We start from the raw sequence: 16,314 nt of genomic DNA, 5'->3' as shown, positions 1-16,314 counted from the left end.
GGCCGCTCCGCGGGCGCCTTCCCGCGCTGCTCGGGGGACTCCTCCGGAGCCCCCGCGCCGCCGCCGGGTCCGTCCTCCGGGCCGTCCGGCCCGTCGTCGTCCGGCCCCCTCCCGGCTCCGCCGGGCCCCTCATCGCCGTCCGGCTCCTCGCCGGCCTCGCCGCCGCCGTCCGGCTCCTCGTCACCGCCGTCGGCGTGCTCCGCCGCCTCCGACAACGCCTGCTGGAGCTGCTCCTCCTCCACGCCCGGCTCGTCGAACGGGTCACGGCGCCGCCGGTGCGGCAGCGCCAGCCGCGCCGCCGCCTCCACGTCGGCCTCGGCAACTTCGTCGGCGCCGCGCCACGCGGCGTGCGCGACCGCGGTCCGGGCCACCACGAGGTCCGCGCGCATGCCGTCGACCTCGAACGCGGCGCACAGCGCGGAGATCCGGCGCAGCTCGGAGTCGGGCAGCGCGACCGCCTCCACCCGCTCGCGGGCAGCGACGATCCGCTCGGCGAGCGCGGCGTCCTCGGCTTCCCACTTCCGCGCGAAACCGGCGGGGTCCGCCTCGAACGCGAGCCTGCGCCGGACGACCTCGGTCCGGGTGTCGACGTCGCGCGATGCCGCGACGTGCACGGTGAGGCCGAACCGGTCGAGCAGCTGCGGGCGCAGCTCGCCCTCCTCCGGGTTCATGGTTCCCACCAGCAGGAACGACGCCGCGTGCGACACCGAGACGCCCTCGCGCTCGACGTGCGCGCGCCCCATCGCCGAGGCGTCCAGCAGCAGGTCGACCAGGTGGTCGTGCAGCAGGTTCACCTCGTCGACGTAGAGCACCCCGCGGTGCGCCGCCGCGAGCAGGCCGGGCTGGTAGGCGCGGACCCCGTCGGCCAGCGCCCGCTCCAGGTCCAGCGACCCGACCAGGCGGTCCTCGGTCGCGCCCACCGGCAGCTCGACGAGCTGCGCGGGCCGCAGCAGCGGGCGCTCGCCGTCATGCGGACCGTCGGGGCACCGCGGGTCGGCATCGAGCGGGGCGCAGCCGAACCGGCAGTCCGGCACGACCTCCAGCTCGGGCAGCAACGCCGCCAGCGCGCGCACGATCGTCGATTTCGCGGTGCCCTTCTCGCCCCGCACCAGCACCCCGCCGATGCGCGGGTGCACCGCGTTGAGCAGCAGCGCCAGCCGCAGGTCATCGTGGCCGACCACGGCGGAGAACGGATAGCGCGCAGCTGTCATGCCAGCAGTTCCTTCCTCGGGTCTCGGACGCCCCGGGTGGTGGGAACAAGAGGCGGCAGTGTCCTGACTCCCGGCTCGCCGCGGTCCCTCCGGCCTTCCCAGGTCACCCCGGTGGCTCGCGGGGGAGGTCCGCTCCCCGGTCACAGTGGCGCCGACCGTGCCGGACTCGCACCGGCTTCCTGACGCACCTCTTGCTTGTGGACCACCGTGCATCGTCGCAGACGACGATCACGGGTGGCGGCGCGCAGTAACGAGGGACACTACTTGGCGGCGGCGGGATCGCGGCGCATGTCGACGTGCGGGATGCCGTCCTCCAGGTACTCCTCGCCGGTCTCGGCGAATCCGAAGGAGCGGTAGAAGTCCAGCGCGTAGGTCTGCGCGGAGAGCACCGAAGGCGCGCGGCCGATCTCGGCCACCGCGGCGCGCATCAGCTTGCGCGCGAGCCCGAGGCCGCGGGCGGCCCGGGCGGTGCAGACCCGGCCGATCCGCAGGGTGCCGTCCGGATCCTCCAGCAGCCGCAGGTAGCCGAGCACGTAACCGTCGGCGGAGTCGATCCAGAAGTGCCTGGTGGAATCCTCCAGATCACGACCGTCGAGTTCGGGGTAGGCGCACGCCTGCTCGACCACGAACACGTCGACCCGCAACCGCAGCATCCGGTAGAAGTCTTCGGCGTCGAGATCCGCGGTGTAGGCGCGGTGCACGGAGGTCGCGAGAGGTTGGAGGGTCACCCTTACCTGGATATCACACACCGGTGGTGACCACGGAATTCCCGCAGGCCCGGAGTTGCCGACGCCACGTCGGTCAGGCCCCGGCGATCTCCCCGGCGAACCCGGACAGCCGGGTGTAGACCCCGGGCGCGTCCGGCCGCCCGCAGCCGGTGCCGAACGACACCACCCCGGTCAGCCTGCCGTCGACCACGAACGGCCCGCCGGAGTCGCCGGTGCAGGCGTCCCGGCCGCCCTCGGGGGCTCCGGCGCAGAACATCGACTTCGCGTCGAAGTCGCCGTAGGCGCGCCCGCAGTCCTCGTCGGTGTTCACCGGGACCTCGACCGACTGGAGCACCTGCGACCGCTCCCCGGACTCCGCGGTCTGGCCCCAGCCGTAGACCCGGCCGACCGTTCCCGGCTGGTACCGCGCGGCGTCGTCCGGCGCGACCAGCTCGACCGGCTGCTGCTGCACGGGCGCGCGCAGCGTGAGCACCGCGACGTCGTGGCCGCGCGCGAAGCCGCGGTACTGCGGGTGCACCCACGCCCGCTCGACCTCGCTGACCGTGCCCTCCTGGGTCCTCAGATCCACCCGGCCGGTGACCGCGCGCAGCTCCCGCGGCGACCGCCGCGCCCCGGTGATCGGGTCGACCGCGCAGTGCGCGGCGGTGACCACCTTGACCGGGCTGATCAGCGCTCCGCCGCAGAACTGGTTGCCCGCGTCGTCGGTCAGCGCCACGATCCACGGGGCGTCGGCCGGGGTCGTGGCCGATCCGCCGAGCACGCGCGGCTCGGGCGCGTCCGCCGCGGCCACCGGGTGCGCGCCTGCCAGCGCGGTCACCGCGCCCGCCACCAGAAGCGCCCGCTGCATTCCGTGCTCCACGTCCAGCCTCCACATCTCCCGGGCCATGCCAACGGCACACCGTAGCGACCTGATCACCGGAACATCAGGAGGCACAACTCACAGGCGAGCGGGAAAATATTTCGTTAAGATGGATTGCGGCGGGAAAATTTGCGGCTCACCGCTGAGTCGCACCGTCGCTCATCCGCCCCGGAACCATTCGGTCCCGACGCCCCACGGCCTCGGGACCGCTGGCCTGCGCCCAGCGCCTGCCGAGATACGCCCGATCAAGTGACACCCGGCCGTGCCGCGCCGGTCGACGCCGCACGCCCCGAGCAGGAAGGACCGCACGCTCATGGACCTGACCCCGATGCCCGCCTTCCTGCTCGCCAGCGCGATCGTGATCCTCACGCCCGGCGTCGACGCGTTCCTCCTGCTGCGCACCTCCCTGCGCTCGGGGGTGCGCCCGGGGCTGCTCACGCTCGCCGGGATCCACAGCGCGAGCATCGTCCAGGTCGCGGCCGTGATCTCCGGCCTCGGCGCGCTGATCACCCGGCAGCCCGCGGTGCTGTCGGTGCTGAAGTGGATCGGCGCGGCGTACCTGGTCTACCTCGCCGCGACGATCCTGCGCGGGCTGTGGCTGACCAGGAAGGAGTCCGCGGCGGGCGGGCTGGCCGCGACCGGGCCCGCCGATACCGCCAACCCCTTCGTCCGGGGCTTCCTGAGCAACATCACCAACCCGAAGATGCTGCTGTTCAGCCTGGCCTTCCTGCCGCAGTTCGTGGGGTCAGCGGCCGACCCCGCCGTGCAGCTGATCGGGCTCGCGGTCGTCTTCCTGGTGCTGGCCGCCGGGTGGGAGCTGACCATCGTGCTCGCCGCCGCGCGCATCGCCGACCGGCTGCGGCACCCGAGGTTCGCCAAGTCGCTGGACATGATCAGCGCGGCGGCGTTCCTGACGATCTCCGTCGGCCTGGTCGCGAGCTGACCGGCCCGCGACCAGGGCGCAGGTGAGCAGCGCGAGCGCCGCGGTCACCGCCAGGATCACCGGCGGCGACGCGATCCCGGTCAGCAGCGCGAACGCGAACGGCGCGCAGAAGCCCACGTAGGCCAGCACCCAGAACACGGCGGTCAGCCAGGCCAGCCGCGAGGGCGGCGCGATCCGGCCGACCTCGGTGAGGCAGTAGGTCACGAGCATCCCGTACCCGCCGCCGAGCAGGAGGTCGGCCGCCAGCGCGGTCACCGGTGCGGATCCCAGGACGGCCGGGACCGCCAGGGCCAGGCCCGCGGCCACCGTCAGCAGGCCCGCGACAGCGGGCGCGGTGGCGCGGCGCGCGGCGAGCCTGCGGGCGAGCGGCTGCGTCAGCAGCCCGCTGCCCGGCGTCACGGCGGTGGCGATTCCGGCGTAGATCGTTTCGAAACCGGTCAGCCCGCCGTCGACCAGGCCGGGCAGCACGCCGAAACCGACGGACGGCGCCAGGAACACCCACGGCGCGACCGGGACGACCAGCCACCGGAACCGCGGGTCCCGGATCCCGCTGGCGCGCGGCGCGGACGCGACGGGGACCGGCCTGGTCTCCGGGACGCTCGCGGCGAGCGCGAACGCACCCGCGCACAGCACGAGGTGCGGGATGTAAGCGGTGACCATCGGATGCGGCAGCCACTGCGCGATGGCCGCCGAGACCAGACCGCTCGCGCTGAACCCCGCCGAGAGCAGCAGTCCCGCGCGCCGCGCGCCGCTTCCCAGGTCGGCCGAGAGCTCCTTGACCCACGCGCTCCCGGCCGCCAGCGCCGCGCCCGTGCTCAGCCCGGTCAGCAGCCGTCCCGCGAACAGCCACGGCGTGCCGGCCGGGCCGAGCATGAGCGCGGCGGTGCCGACCGCGCTGATCCCGATCGCCCCGAACGCGACGGGCCTGCGGCCCAGCCGGTCCGCGACCGGGCCGCCCAGCAGGAGCCCGGGCAGCAGCCCGGCGACGTAGACGGCGAACAGGCTGGTGACGGTCGTCGGCGACAGGCCGAGGTGGATGCCGTAGGCGGTGAGCAGCGAGGAGAACTGGTTCGCGCCCCAGCCCGCGGCGGTCAGCAGGAAGGCCGCGCGGAACCAAGAACTTTTCATGTCCGCCAGTCCACGGCAGCGCCGGACGCGGACGCACCCCTCGTTCGGAAAACGTGAACGCTGCTCCCTTCGTGGGTGTGCGGCCTTACACCGGCCGAGGTGCCCTCGCGAATTACGCTTGAGCGCATGGATCTGCGGCGGTTGGCCTCCTTCCTCGCCGTGGCCGAGGAGAAGCACTTCGGCCGGGCCGCCGCGCGGCTTTACCTGTCCCGCGCCGCGGTGACCGGCCACGTCCAGCAGCTCGAACGGCAGCTCGGGAGCACCCTGCTGACCCGCGCGCCGGTGGAGCTGACGCCAGCGGGCGAACGGCTGGTCAAGCACGCGAGGGTGCTGATCGACACGGCCAACGCGGCCGCCGCGGACCTGGCCGACCTGCGGGTCGACGACCGGCCCTTCCGGGTCGGGATCATGGGCCACGGCTCGGCGGAGCTGACCCCGGCGTCGATGCGCGCGCTGCGGCGCGCCCGGCCGGACCTGCGGATCGCGGTGGTCACCCTCGACTTCAGCGAGGGCGAGTCGGCGCTGCTGGAGGACCGGGTGGACGTCGCGTTCGTCCGGCCCGCCCCGGTCGACGAGCGGATCACGGTCGACGTGCTGACCACCGAGCAGCGGGTCGTCGTCGTCCCCGACTCCTGGCCGGTGGCCGAGGCGCCCGGTGTCCGGCTGGCCGACATCCTCGACCTGCCGTTCCTGAGCATGCCCGAGCACACCCCGCGCTCGTTCACCGACTACCTCTACTTCGCCGCGGCGCGCGGCGGCGAGGCGCCGAGGCGGATCCCGGACACCGCCCTCACCCCGCACGACGTGCTCACCAGCGCCGCGCTCGGTCGCGGCGCGGGGTCCAGCCTCGCGTCCTTCACCCGCTACTACCCCTGGCCGGGCACGGCGTTCGTGCCGGTGGTCGACGCCCCCTGGGACCAGAGCGTGCTGGCCACCCGCACCGGCGACCGCAGACCCGAGGTGCGGCTGATGCGCAGCGTCGCGACCAAGCTGTCCCGCGAGCTCGGGCCCGAGCTGGGGTTGGTCCCCCGGACATGACGGGGCCGGGGCGCCCGCACGCCCCGGCCCCGTCGAACGCCTGGTGGTCAGCCGCCCAGCTGCGCCTGGATGTCGTCGTGGAAGGTCGCGACCCTGGTGTAGACACCGGGGTTGCCCGGCCGCGCACAGCCGTTGCCCCACGAGACGATCCCGATCAGCTTGTCGCCCGCGACGAGCGGTCCGCCGGAGTCGCCCTGGCAGGCGTCCACGCCGCCGTTGGGCACCCCGGCGCAGGTCATCGTGTCCGGCTTGTACTGCTCGCCGTACGGCGTGGAGCAGTCCTGGTCGGCCAGCACCTGGACGTCCGCCTTGAGCAGTTCGTTGGACTGCTGGCCGTTCTCCGCGGTCCGCCCCCAGCCGAGCACCGTGCTCGGGGTGCCCGGTTCGTAGAGCCCGGAGTCGGACTTCGACGCCACCGGCAGCGGTTCGCCGGCCACCTGCTGGTCGAGCGTCAGGACCGCGACGTCCGATCCGCCGCTCGCGCTCTGGTAGTTCGGGTGCACCCAGATGTTGGTCACCTTGGCCGCGGTGCCGTCGGTGCCGTCGAGCTTCTGCCGCCCCGCCACGACCTGGACCGCGTCGTTGCTCTCGCCGTGCACGCAGTGCGCGGCGGTCACGACCTTGTCCGGCGCGGCCAGCGTGCCGCCGCAGCGCTGGCTGCCCTGCGCATCGGTCAGGAAGACCACCCACGGGTGGTCGGCGATGCTCGCCGGCTGCCCGCCGACGATCTTCGAGGTCACCGTGTCGGTCTCCACCCCGGCCGCCATCGGGCTCAACAGGGCCGACGACAGCACCGCCGCCCCGGCCACCCCCAGAAACGGCCAGCTCCGACGCAACGTCCGTGCCATCTCGCTGCTCTCCTCCCCCCGGAGCCCTCCGGCCCGGTCCTCGGCGACCGGTCCCGCCTCCGGCTCGACAAAGTGTCCACGAGAGAGAGCGGCCCAGCCCGATTTCGATTCAGCCGGACCCCGGGTTACCACTCGAACAGGTGACACACACCGGCAAAGATCACTCGCGCGAGCTACAAAATCCACTGTGGACTATCGCGGGTTCCGTTGCCGGCAACGGTTTTCCCGGCGTTTCCCGGCGGATCACGAACACCGGGAACGGAATCAGTAGCCCGCCGCCGGATCCACCTCGCCCAGCAACGGTTCTCCCGCGAGGTAGCGCCGCGTGTTCTCCTCCACCCGGCGCGCCAAAGCGGGGATGAGCAGGGACTTCGGGTTGGCGGTGTGCGGCGAGACGAGCGCGCGGGGCTCGCTGAACAGCGGGTGCCCGGCGGGCAGCGGCTCCGGGTCCGTGACGTCCAGCGCGGCGCCCCCGAGCCGGCCCGCCGCCAGCGCATCGACCAGCGCGTCGGTGTCGACCAGCGACCCGCGCGCGACGTTGACCAGCCACGCGTCCGGCTTCATCAGCGCCAGCGCCCCGGCGTCGACCAGCTTCGCCGTCGCGGCGGTGGCCGGTGCCGCGACGACGACGAAGTCGGACCCGGTCAGCAGCTCGCGCACGCCCTCGGCGTCGTCGGCGGCCCAGGTCCGGTCGGCGCCGTCGACCGGCTTGCCCGAGCGGTTCACCGCCAGCACCCGGACCCCGAAGGGCGCCAGCAGCCGGATCAGCGCGCGGCCGATCCCGCCCGCGCCGAGGATGCCGACGGTCGCGCCGAACAGCGAGCGGATGCCCTCCGGCTGCTCCCAGCGGCCTGCCCGCGCCATGGTGTGCAGCTGGCGGGTGCCTGCCAGCATCAGCGCCAGGGTGTGCTCGGCGACCGTCTCGGCGTAGGTCCCCGCCGCCGAGGTGAAGCGGATTCCCCCGCGCAGCGCACCGCTTTCCACCCAGGACTCGATACCGGCGGCGGGGAGCTGGACCCACTCGATCCCGGAATGCGCGAACTCGGCGAACCGCTCCGGCCCCGCGCCGAACCAGACGAGCGCGGACGCCTCCTCCGCCGAACCCAGTTCGGCACCGGCGGCCCGGACCGCCTCCTCCAGCTCGGGCACGGCGACCGGTCCGACGTGGATCTTCACTGCTCCTCCTCCGCGTGAAAGCGCTTCAGCCCGCGCTGAAGCTCAGGTCGTTCCAGGTCCGGTCGTCGCAGGCCAGCCATTCGGCGATCGACTCGGCGTCCGGCGGCGTCGAGTGGTCCTCGGTGCTGAGCAGGCTGTGCGCGGCCAGCAGGTGCCCGCGGCGCAGCCGCCGCACGCCGTCATCGCCGCGCAGGAGCCCGGACAGGTAACCGGCGGCGAACGCGTCACCGGCGCCGACCGGCTCGACGACCTCGACCTTCGGCGCGGGAACCACGGCCACGGCCTCCCCGAACGCCGTCGCGGTGTTGGCGGCGTCCTTGACGACCACCGTGCGCGGGCGGTCGAGCTCGCGCCGCACGTCCTCGGCGGTGCGCACGCCCCACAGCGCGGTCGCCTCGTCCAGCCCGACGAACACGATGTCGGCCTGCTGGGCGAGCTCGCGCAGCGGACCGGCGGCCTGCTCGGCCGGCCACAGGGCGGGCCGGTGGTTGACGTCGAAGGAGACCGGGCCGCGGCGCCGGAGCAGCCGGCGCACCAGCCGGTCGCAGCCCGCCGACAGCGCGGGCGTGATGCCGCTCAGGTGCAGCAGGCGGGGCTGTTCCACCTGCTCGTCGGACAGGAAGTTCTCGTCCATTGTGGACGCGGCGGAACCGGCCCGGTAGTAGTGCACCGTCGTGCCGTCCGGACCGGGGTCCTTGAAGTAGACGCCGGTCGGCGCGTCGGACCGGATCTCGACCGGCCCGGTGCCGACCCCGGCGCGCTCGACGGCCGCCAGCAGCCGCCTGCCGAGCGGATCCGCCCCGAGCCTGCTCGCCCACTCGACCCGGTGCCCGAGCGCGGCCAGGTGCACGGCCACGTTGGACTCGGCGCCGCCCGCGGCCAGGGTGAACGACTCCGCCACCTCCAGCGCGACCGGTTCGGCCGGAGCCACCAGCGCCATGGTCTCGCCCAGGCACAGCACTTCCGCCACGTCGGCCTCCTCGCGTCGGTTCGCAGACTAGCCACTCCCGTCTGCGAAATACACATACCGTTTGCACTATGTGCACATCGTCGGCCAGGACACATCCCCCCGACCTCCCAACTACGCTGGCGAACGAGTGATCTTCGCCCCCGATCCCGACGCAGGAGGAAGCACGAGATGAGCCTCGACCGCCCGATCGACCCGGACCCGTACTCGCTGCTGCCCGCGGTCCCGTCCTTCACCGTCACCTCGACCGACGTGACCGACGGGGGCCCGATGTCGCCTGCCCACGTCAACGACGGCATGGGCGCGGGCGGGCAGAACCGCTCGCCGCAGCTGAGCTGGAGCGGGTTCCCCGCCGAGACCAGGAGCTTCGTGGTCACCTGCTTCGACCCGGACGCCCCGATCCCCGGCGGGTTCTGGCACTGGGCGCTGGTCGACATCCCCGCCGACGTCACCGAACTGGCCACCGACGCGGGCAGCCGCGACGGCCGGGGCGTCCCGGCGGGCTCGTTCGCCGTGGCCAACGACCTGGGTGAGCGCGCCTACGCCGGAGCCGCCCCGCCGCCCGGTGACCGCCCGCACCGCTACTACTTCGTCGTGCACGCGGTCGACACCGACAAGCTCGGCGTCGACGAGAACGCGAGCCCCGCCGTGGTCAGCTTCAACCTCGCCTTCCACACGCTGGCCCGCGCGGTCATCACCCCGACCTACGCCCACTAGGTCGCGGCTGCTTCCGGGCGGAATTCCACCCGGAAGAGCTGAATCCGGGCTCTGGATCCGGCTTTTCCTCCCGAAACTGAATCAGGCCGGGGTGTTCGCGCCTCTTTTCACGTGACGACGTGTTCGCCCGGCCGCCGCTCGGTGTCCGCGACCGCGTCGCGGACACCGTCGGCTTCGGGAGGTCAGGGTGAACGGCCGGATACTGCCCGCCGTCATCGCGGCGCTGGTCGCGCTGGCGCTGGCCGCGCTGCTGCTCGCGCCCTTCGCGGCGCGCGAGCACCGGCTGCGCGGAGAACTGCCCGCGCGCACGCTCGCGGCCGGGTTCGCGGGCCTGCTCTACGCCTGCGGGCTCGTCGCCTACGTGCTGCTTCCGTTGCCACCACGGGGAATCTGCCCGCACCGGCCACCGCAGCTGGTGCCGCTCGGCGGCACCGGCGGGATCGTCCAATTCGGACTCAACATCGCGCTGTTCGTCCCGCTCGGCGCGCTCGCGCGCAACGCGGCCCGCGCGGTGCTGCTCGGGCTCGCTGTCTCGCTGGCGGTCGAGCTGACCCAGGCGACCGGGATCTGGGCGCTCTACCCCTGCGCGTACCGGCTGTTCGACGTCGACGACCTGATCGCCAACACCGCGGGCGCGCTGGCCGGTGCTCTCCTGGTCCGGCGCCTGCCGCTCGGCCGGAGGAGCACCGCGCCACCGCACCTGCCGCGCCCGGTCACCGCGTACCGCCGCCTGCTCGGCATGTGCTGCGACCTGCTCGTCCTGTGCTGGCTCGGCGTCATCGCGTCCTGCTTCGGCCTGCCCGGAGCGCTACCTGCCTGCGCTCTGCTCGGGCTCTCGCTGATCGGGCGCGGAACCAGCCCCGGCCAGCACATCGTCCGGCTCCGCGCGGTTCGCCCGGACGGTGCTGCGCCGCAGGTGAGCGCGATCCTCCTGCGCTGGCTCACCGGCATCGGCGGGGTCGGCCTGATGCTGGAGGCGGGCTGGTACCTCCCGGCGGCGGTGTGGTGCGCGGTGCACGCGGCCGGTGTGACCGGAATTCCGGGCGCGCGGGGAATCACCGGCCTGCTCGCCGGGTTGAACGTGACCGACGCCCGCCGCGGGACCGCCCCGCTTCCGACACTTGATGCAGGATGGACACGTGCGACACTTCGATCTCGTCATCATCGGCTCCGGATCCGGCAACTCGATCCTGGACGACCGGTTCGCCGACTGGAACGTGGCCATCGTCGAGAAGGGCGTCGGGAGCACCGGGAACTACGGCGGCACCTGCCTGAACGTCGGCTGCATCCCGACGAAGATGTTCGTCCACACCGCCGACGTGGCCGCCGCTCCCGCCTCCGGGACCAAGCTCGGGGTCGACCTGGAGCTGCGCGACGTGCGCTGGCGGGAGATCCGCGACCGGATCTTCGGCCGGATCGACGAGATCGCCACCGGTGGCAGGCGGTACCGGGCCGAGGGCAACCCGAACGTCACGCTGTTCGAGGGCACGGGCAAGTTCACCGGCGTCAAGCAGCTGGCCGTGGAGACCGGCGACGGCACCGAGACGATCACCGCGGACCGGTTCGTGCTGGCCGCGGGCGGCAGGCCCGCGGTGCCGGAGATCCCGGGCATCGAGTCGGTCGGCTACCACACCAGCGACTCGGTGATGCGGCTCGACGAGCTGCCCCGCAGGATGATCATCCTGGGCACCGGCTTCGTCGGCGCCGAGTTCGCGCACGTCTTCTCCGCGCTGGGCGTGGAGGTCACGATGGTCGGCCGCTCCGGGCGGGTCCTGCGCTCCGAGGACGCCGACGTCTCGCAGCGGTTCACCGAGCTCGCGGCCGAGCGCTGGGACCTGCGGCTGAACCGCAAGGAGATCGGCGTCGAGCGCGACGCAACGGTGACCAGGCTGCACCTGGAGGGCCCGGACGGGCCGGAGGCGCTGGAGGCCGAGGTCCTGCTGGTGGCCACCGGCCGGGTGCCCAACACCGACCTGCTCGACCCGGCGGCCGGTGGCCTGGAGGTCGGCGACGGCGGCAAGATCAAGGTGGACGCGACCCAGCTGACCTCGGTCGACGGCGTGTGGGCGCTGGGCGACATCAGCTCGGCGCACGAGCTCAAGCACGTGGCCAACCACGAGATGCGGGTCGTGCAGCACAACCTCCTGCACCCGGACGCGCCGATCGAGTCCGACCACCAGTACGTGCCGCACGCGGTGTTCTCCTCGCCGCAGATCGCGTCGGTCGGCCTCACCGAGCAGGAGGCCCAGCTGCGCGGCGTCGACTACGTCACGTCCACCCAGGACTACGCGAGCATCGCCTACGGCTGGGCGCTGGAGGACCACTCCGGGTTCGCCAAGCTGCTGGCCGATCCGGCGACCGGGCAGCTGCTCGGCGCGCACATCATCGGCCCGCAGGCGCCGACCCTGATCCAGCCGCTGATCCAGGCGATGCAGTTCGGCCTGGACGCCCGCACGATGGCGCGCGGTCAGTACTGGATCCACCCGGCGATGCCCGAGCTGGTCGAGAACGCGCTGTTGAACCTGCCGCTGAACTGATCCCATGATCGTTCAAGTGCGCGCGCGGTGAAATGCGGCATAGGCACGCCAGTTGCACATCGTTAATCTGCTGACACCCGGCACCCAAACGGGCGTGGCTCGTTCGGGATTTTCCTGTCACTCGACGCGGATTTTCACCAGCAGAGAAGGGTGATCTGGTGCTGCACGCACAGCTCGAACCGATCTACGACGACATCGTCCAGCGCAACCGGGGCGAATCCGAATTCCACCAGGCCGTTCGCGAGGTCCTGGAAAGCGTCGGTCCGGTCCTGGTCAAGCACCCCGAATACGCCGAGCAGAAGGTCATCGAGCGGATCTGCGAGCCGGAGCGGTTCATCGTGTTCCGCGTGCCGTGGGAGGACGACCGCGGTGAGGTGCACATCAACCGCGGTTTCCGGGTCGAGTTCAACAGCGCGCTCGGGCCGTACAAGGGCGGGCTCCGCTTCCACCCGTCGGTCTACCAGGGCATCGTGAAGTTCCTCGGCTTCGAGCAGATTTTCAAAAACGCCCTCACCGGACTGCCGATCGGCGGCGGCAAGGGCGGCGCGGACTTCGATCCCAAGGGCCGCTCGGACCGCGAGATCATGCGGTTCTGCCAGAGCTTCATGACCGAGCTTTACCGGCACGTCGGCGAGCACACCGACGTGCCCGCGGGGGACATCGGCGTCGGCGGCCGGGAGATCGGCTACCTGTTCGGCCAGTACAAGCGGATCACCAACCGCTACGAGTCGGGCGTGCTCACCGGCAAGCACCTGTCGCTGGGCGGTGCGCGGGTGCGCACCGAGGCCACCGGCTACGGCTGCGCGTACTTCGTCGACGAGATGCTCGCCGCGCGCGGCGAGTCGTTCGAGGGCAAGCAGGTCGTGGTGTCGGGTTCCGGCAACGTCGCGATCTACAGCATCGAGAAGGTGCACCAGCTCGGCGGCACCGTGGTCGCCTGCTCGGACTCCTCCGGCTACGTCTACGACGAGAACGGCATCGACCTCGACCTGCTCAAGCAGGTCAAGGAGGTCGAGCGGGAGCGCATCGGCGTCTACGCCGACCGGCGCGGCGGGGCCAAGTACGTCCAGGACGGCTCTGTGTGGGACGTGCCGTGCCAGGTGGCGATGCCGTCGGCGACCCAGAACGAGCTGACCGGTGACGACGCCGCGACGCTGATCCGCAACGGCTGCACCGCCGTCGGCGAGGGCGCCAACATGCCCGCCACGCCGCAGGCGATCCGGGCGTTCCTGGACGCCGAGGTGGCCTTCGGCCCGGGCAAGGCCGCCAACGCCGGCGGGGTCGCGACCTCCGCGCTGGAGATGCAGCAGAACGCCTCGCGGGACAGCTGGAGCTTCGAGTTCACCGAGCAGAGGCTGGAGGCGATCATGAAGGACGTGCACGCCCGCTGCTTCGCCACCGCCGAGGAGTACGGCATGCCCGGCAACTACGTCGCCGGGGCCAACATCGCGGGCTTCACCGCGGTCGCGGACGCGATGCTGCGGCTCGGCCTGGTCTGATCACGCGCGTCCGCGCGGAACGGTGGTTCCGCGCGGACGCCGCACGAGCTCAGACCGTGCGGGGACGTCCCGCGAAGACGCCCACCACGCCCTGGGTCACCACGATCACCAGCACCGTGATCAGCGAGCCCGACCAGCCGCCGGTCACATCGTGGAGCACGCCGAACAGGAACGGGCCGAACGAGGCGATCAGGTAGCCGAAGCTCTGCGACATCGCCGAGAGCTGCCCGGTCTCGGCGGCGTTGCTCGTGCGCAGCGAGATGAACACCAGCGCGAGCGGGAACGCGCTCATGCCGACGCCGATCAGCAGCGCCCACAGCACCGGCGCGCCCAGCGGCGCCAGCAGCAGCCCGGCGAAGCCGCTCGCGGTCAGCACGGCGAGGCCGATCGCCCAGCCGGACTGGCCGCGGGTCTTGGTCACCAGCGGCGGCAGCACCATGTTGATCGGCACGCCCACCAGCAGCAGCAGGCCCAGCAGCGCGCCCGCGCTGGTGGCGTCCATGCCCGCGCCCTTGAACACCTCGGGCAGCCAGCCCATCACGACGTAGGCGACCAGCGACTGCATCCCGAAGTACGCGGTGACCGCCCAGGCCAGCGGGCTGCGCGCCAGCGATCGCCGCTCCCCCGCGACCTTGGTCTCCGGCGCCCGCGTGGTCGCGGTGCCGCGCCGGGTCGCCATCGTCCACACGAGCAGCGCGGCGAGCGCGACCACCGCCCAGGTGGCCAGTGCGAGCTGCCAGCTGCCGGTGGAGTGCTGCATCCACGGCGTCAGCGCCGATCCGGCCGAGCCGCCCGCGGCCATCGCGGTCGTGTAGAGCCCGGTGGCCATGCCGACCCGGTTCGGGAACGACTCCTTGACCACCACCGGGATCAGCACGTTGCACATCGCGATGGCGGCGCAGACCAGCACGGTCCCGGCCAGCACGGTCCACGGCCCGTCGACCACGCGCAGCAGCATCGCGGCGGTCAGGACCGCCAGCGCGACGCCGACCACGCGGTTCATCCCCATCCGCCGCGCCAGCAGCGGCGCCGCGATGCCCGCGGCGCCGAAGCACAGGGTGGGCACCGTCGTGACGACGCTCGCCCACGTGCTGCTCGCGCCCAAGGAGTCGCGGACCTCCCCGAGCACCGACGCCAGACTCGTGACCGCAGGCCGCATGTTCGCCGCGGCGAGGGCCACCCCGGCCAGCAGCAGCCCGCCGCCGGCGATCGCGGTGTGCCGGTTCGGCAGGACGGGTTCGGCAGCTCCGTCGTTCTCCAGCCGCAGCCCGGAGCGGTGCTGGTCAGGCGGAGGGGAGCTGGCATCCTGGTCGATCACATGGTCAGGGACATACTGGTTGCGCGGGTTCATGGACATCGGTACTAGTATGTCAAACATAGGATGTTTGGACGAAAGGACCTCTGAGTGCCTTTGGTCACCACGAAGCGGACCGGGCTGGTCGATCAGGTCATCGACCAGCTGCGCGAGCTCATGGCCAGCGGCGAATGGCCGCTGGGCAGCCGCATCCCGCCGGAAGCGGAACTGGTCACAGCGCTCGGCGTGGGCCGCAACACGGTGCGCGAAGCCGTGCGGGCGCTCGCGCACTCCGGGCAGCTGGAGGTCCGCCAGGGCGACGGCACGTTCGTCCGCGCCACCAGCGAGATCTCCGGCGCGGTGCGCAAGCTGTGCGGGGACGAGCTGCTGCACGTCCTCGAAGTGCGCAGGGCGCTGGAGGTCGAAGGCGCACGGCTGGCCGCGACCGCGCGGACCGAGGAAGACGTGCTGGAGATCGAGGCCTGCCTGCGGGACCGCGACGACGCGGTGCGCAGGCTCGACCGCGAAACGGTGATCACCAAGGACGCCGACTTCCACCTGCGCCTGGTGCGCGCCTCGCACAACCCGGTGCTGATCGGCCTCTACGAGGGGATCATCGAGGCGGTCCGCTCCAGCGTCGCGTCATCGTTCGACCCGGAGATCCCGCCGGAGGAGCACGTCTCGCACACCGAGCTCGTGGCCGCGGTCCGCGCGCAGGACCCGGAACGCGCCGCGGCGGAGGCGGGCGGATTCCTGGACGAGCTGCTGGCCCAGCACAGCGACAGCTCGACCTGAGCCGCCGAGGACTCGCTCGGCGGTGCGGGGCGCGCGGGCCGGTTGCGGTGCGCGGGTTGCGGTGCGCGCGGGCAAGCTGGCGGCGCTGCTTGCAGCAGCGTGCGCGCAAGCGGCTGGGGTCTCCACGAGCAGCGTGCCCGGGCCAGGCGGCCGGTGCGGCTACGAGAACGCGCCCGGGCCAAGCGACCGATGCCGCGATCAGAAGCTTGCGCGGGCCGAACGGCCGACGCTGCTTGCAGAAACGTGCGCGGGCGAAGCGGCCCGCGCCACGACCCGATGCTTGCACGGGCCAACCGCCCAGCGCCGCGACTCGAAGCACGCGGCCAAGCGACCGAAACCGCGACCCGAAACGCACCGTCAAGCGACCGAAACCGCGACCAGAAACGCACCAACCGCCCAGCGCCACGACCCGGAACACACCACCGAGCGGCCGAAACCGCTTCTACGAGCCCGTCCCCGTCAGCCGGTGAAGCTGTAGTCCGTGCCGACGTCGAAACCGGCGTCGGTCGCATCGCCCGCGACCGACGTCAGCCACGCCCCGCCGATCACGCCACCGGCGACCCCGGTGGCCGAG

The 16,314-nt window shown here is 72.5% G+C and carries 13 protein-coding genes, 2 pseudogenes and 1 riboswitch; of the genes and pseudogenes, 7 read left to right on the top strand and 8 right to left on the bottom strand.

All coding sequences use genetic code 11. The features are described from left to right. The 3 genes from ABD691_RS06270 to ABD691_RS06260 form a co-directional block, all read right to left on the bottom strand. Positions 1 to 1,211 (bottom strand): magnesium chelatase ATPase subunit I (locus ABD691_RS06270; protein WP_344678450.1); only part of this gene is annotated, 1,211 nt, incomplete at its 3' end. Between the two features lie 37 nt (positions 1,212 to 1,248). Continuing rightward, positions 1,249 to 1,433, bottom strand: a riboswitch (cobalamin riboswitch). A 38-nt stretch (positions 1,434 to 1,471) separates the two neighbouring features. After that, a complete protein-coding gene (locus ABD691_RS06265; RefSeq protein WP_344678449.1) occupies positions 1,472 to 1,939 on the bottom strand; it encodes a GNAT family N-acetyltransferase in 468 nt (155 codons plus the stop codon). Positions 1,940 to 2,012: 73 nt separating this feature from the next. Then, positions 2,013 to 2,786 (bottom strand): S1 family peptidase, encoded by a 774-nt coding sequence (locus tag ABD691_RS06260; protein ID WP_344678448.1) that lies wholly within the window; start codon positions 2,784 to 2,786, stop codon positions 2,013 to 2,015. 325 nt (positions 2,787 to 3,111) lie between these two features. Between ABD691_RS06260 and ABD691_RS06255 the strand changes: the two genes are divergently transcribed. After that, complete coding sequence (locus ABD691_RS06255; RefSeq protein ID WP_344678447.1) at positions 3,112 to 3,741, top strand: LysE family translocator; 630 nt, start codon at positions 3,112 to 3,114, stop codon at positions 3,739 to 3,741. 120 nt (positions 3,742 to 3,861) lie between these two features. Here ABD691_RS06255 and ABD691_RS06250 read toward each other — a convergent pair. Further along, a pseudogene (locus ABD691_RS06250) lies at positions 3,862 to 4,869 on the bottom strand (MFS transporter); the annotation flags it as partial. Positions 4,870 to 4,995: 126 nt separating this feature from the next. Between ABD691_RS06250 and ABD691_RS06245 the strand changes: the two are divergent. Continuing rightward, a complete protein-coding gene (locus ABD691_RS06245) occupies positions 4,996 to 5,907 on the top strand; it encodes a LysR family transcriptional regulator (RefSeq protein ID WP_344678446.1) in 912 nt (303 codons plus the stop codon). Positions 5,908 to 5,954: 47 nt separating this feature from the next. Here ABD691_RS06245 and ABD691_RS06240 read toward each other — a convergent pair whose 3' ends face one another. The 3 genes from ABD691_RS06240 to ABD691_RS06230 all read right to left on the bottom strand — a co-directional run bounded on the left by ABD691_RS06240 (position 5,955) and on the right by ABD691_RS06230 (position 8,901). Then, positions 5,955 to 6,755, bottom strand: coding sequence for a S1 family peptidase (locus tag ABD691_RS06240; RefSeq protein WP_344678445.1), 801 nt, complete (start codon positions 6,753 to 6,755; stop codon positions 5,955 to 5,957). A gap of 264 nt (positions 6,756 to 7,019) precedes the next feature. Next, positions 7,020 to 7,931, bottom strand: a complete 912-nt coding sequence (locus ABD691_RS06235) for a D-isomer specific 2-hydroxyacid dehydrogenase family protein (protein ID WP_344678444.1) — start codon at positions 7,929 to 7,931, stop codon at positions 7,020 to 7,022. Positions 7,932 to 7,956: 25 nt separating this feature from the next. After that, positions 7,957 to 8,901 (bottom strand): sugar kinase, encoded by a 945-nt coding sequence (locus ABD691_RS06230; RefSeq protein WP_344678443.1) that lies wholly within the window; start codon positions 8,899 to 8,901, stop codon positions 7,957 to 7,959. Positions 8,902 to 9,069: 168 nt separating this feature from the next. On the opposite strand from ABD691_RS06230, the gene ABD691_RS06225 reads away from it, so the two are divergent. From ABD691_RS06225 to gdhA, 4 genes and pseudogenes are all read left to right on the top strand, one after another. Continuing rightward, positions 9,070 to 9,615: a YbhB/YbcL family Raf kinase inhibitor-like protein gene (locus ABD691_RS06225; protein WP_344678442.1), complete on the top strand. Its 546-nt coding sequence runs from the start codon at positions 9,070 to 9,072 to the stop codon at positions 9,613 to 9,615. 187 nt (positions 9,616 to 9,802) lie between these two features. Continuing rightward, positions 9,803 to 10,216 (top strand): annotated as a pseudogene (locus ABD691_RS33680) (VanZ family protein); the annotation flags it as partial. A gap of 538 nt (positions 10,217 to 10,754) precedes the next feature. Beyond that, positions 10,755 to 12,152, top strand: a complete 1,398-nt coding sequence (locus ABD691_RS06215) for a mycothione reductase (RefSeq protein WP_344678439.1) — start codon at positions 10,755 to 10,757, stop codon at positions 12,150 to 12,152. Positions 12,153 to 12,310: 158 nt separating this feature from the next. Further along, positions 12,311 to 13,651, top strand: a complete 1,341-nt coding sequence (gene gdhA / locus ABD691_RS06210; RefSeq protein ID WP_425564988.1) for an NADP-specific glutamate dehydrogenase — start codon at positions 12,311 to 12,313, stop codon at positions 13,649 to 13,651. Between the two features lie 49 nt (positions 13,652 to 13,700). Here the strand turns inward: gdhA and ABD691_RS06205 are convergent, their stop codons facing one another. After that, positions 13,701 to 14,969: a CynX/NimT family MFS transporter gene (locus tag ABD691_RS06205; protein ID WP_344678438.1), complete on the bottom strand. Its 1,269-nt coding sequence runs from the start codon at positions 14,967 to 14,969 to the stop codon at positions 13,701 to 13,703. Positions 14,970 to 15,056: 87 nt separating this feature from the next. On the opposite strand from ABD691_RS06205, the gene ABD691_RS06200 reads away from it, so the two are divergent. Further along, positions 15,057 to 15,740, top strand: a complete 684-nt coding sequence (locus ABD691_RS06200) for a FadR/GntR family transcriptional regulator (protein ID WP_344678437.1) — start codon at positions 15,057 to 15,059, stop codon at positions 15,738 to 15,740. The last annotated feature ends 574 nt before the right edge of the window (positions 15,741 to 16,314 follow it).

Origin of the sequence: Saccharopolyspora taberi (assembly GCF_039534165.1) — a bacterium.
GTDB lineage: Bacteria > Actinomycetota > Actinomycetes > Mycobacteriales > Pseudonocardiaceae > Saccharopolyspora_D > Saccharopolyspora_D taberi.
This window is presented reverse-complemented; position numbering and strand designations above follow the sequence as displayed.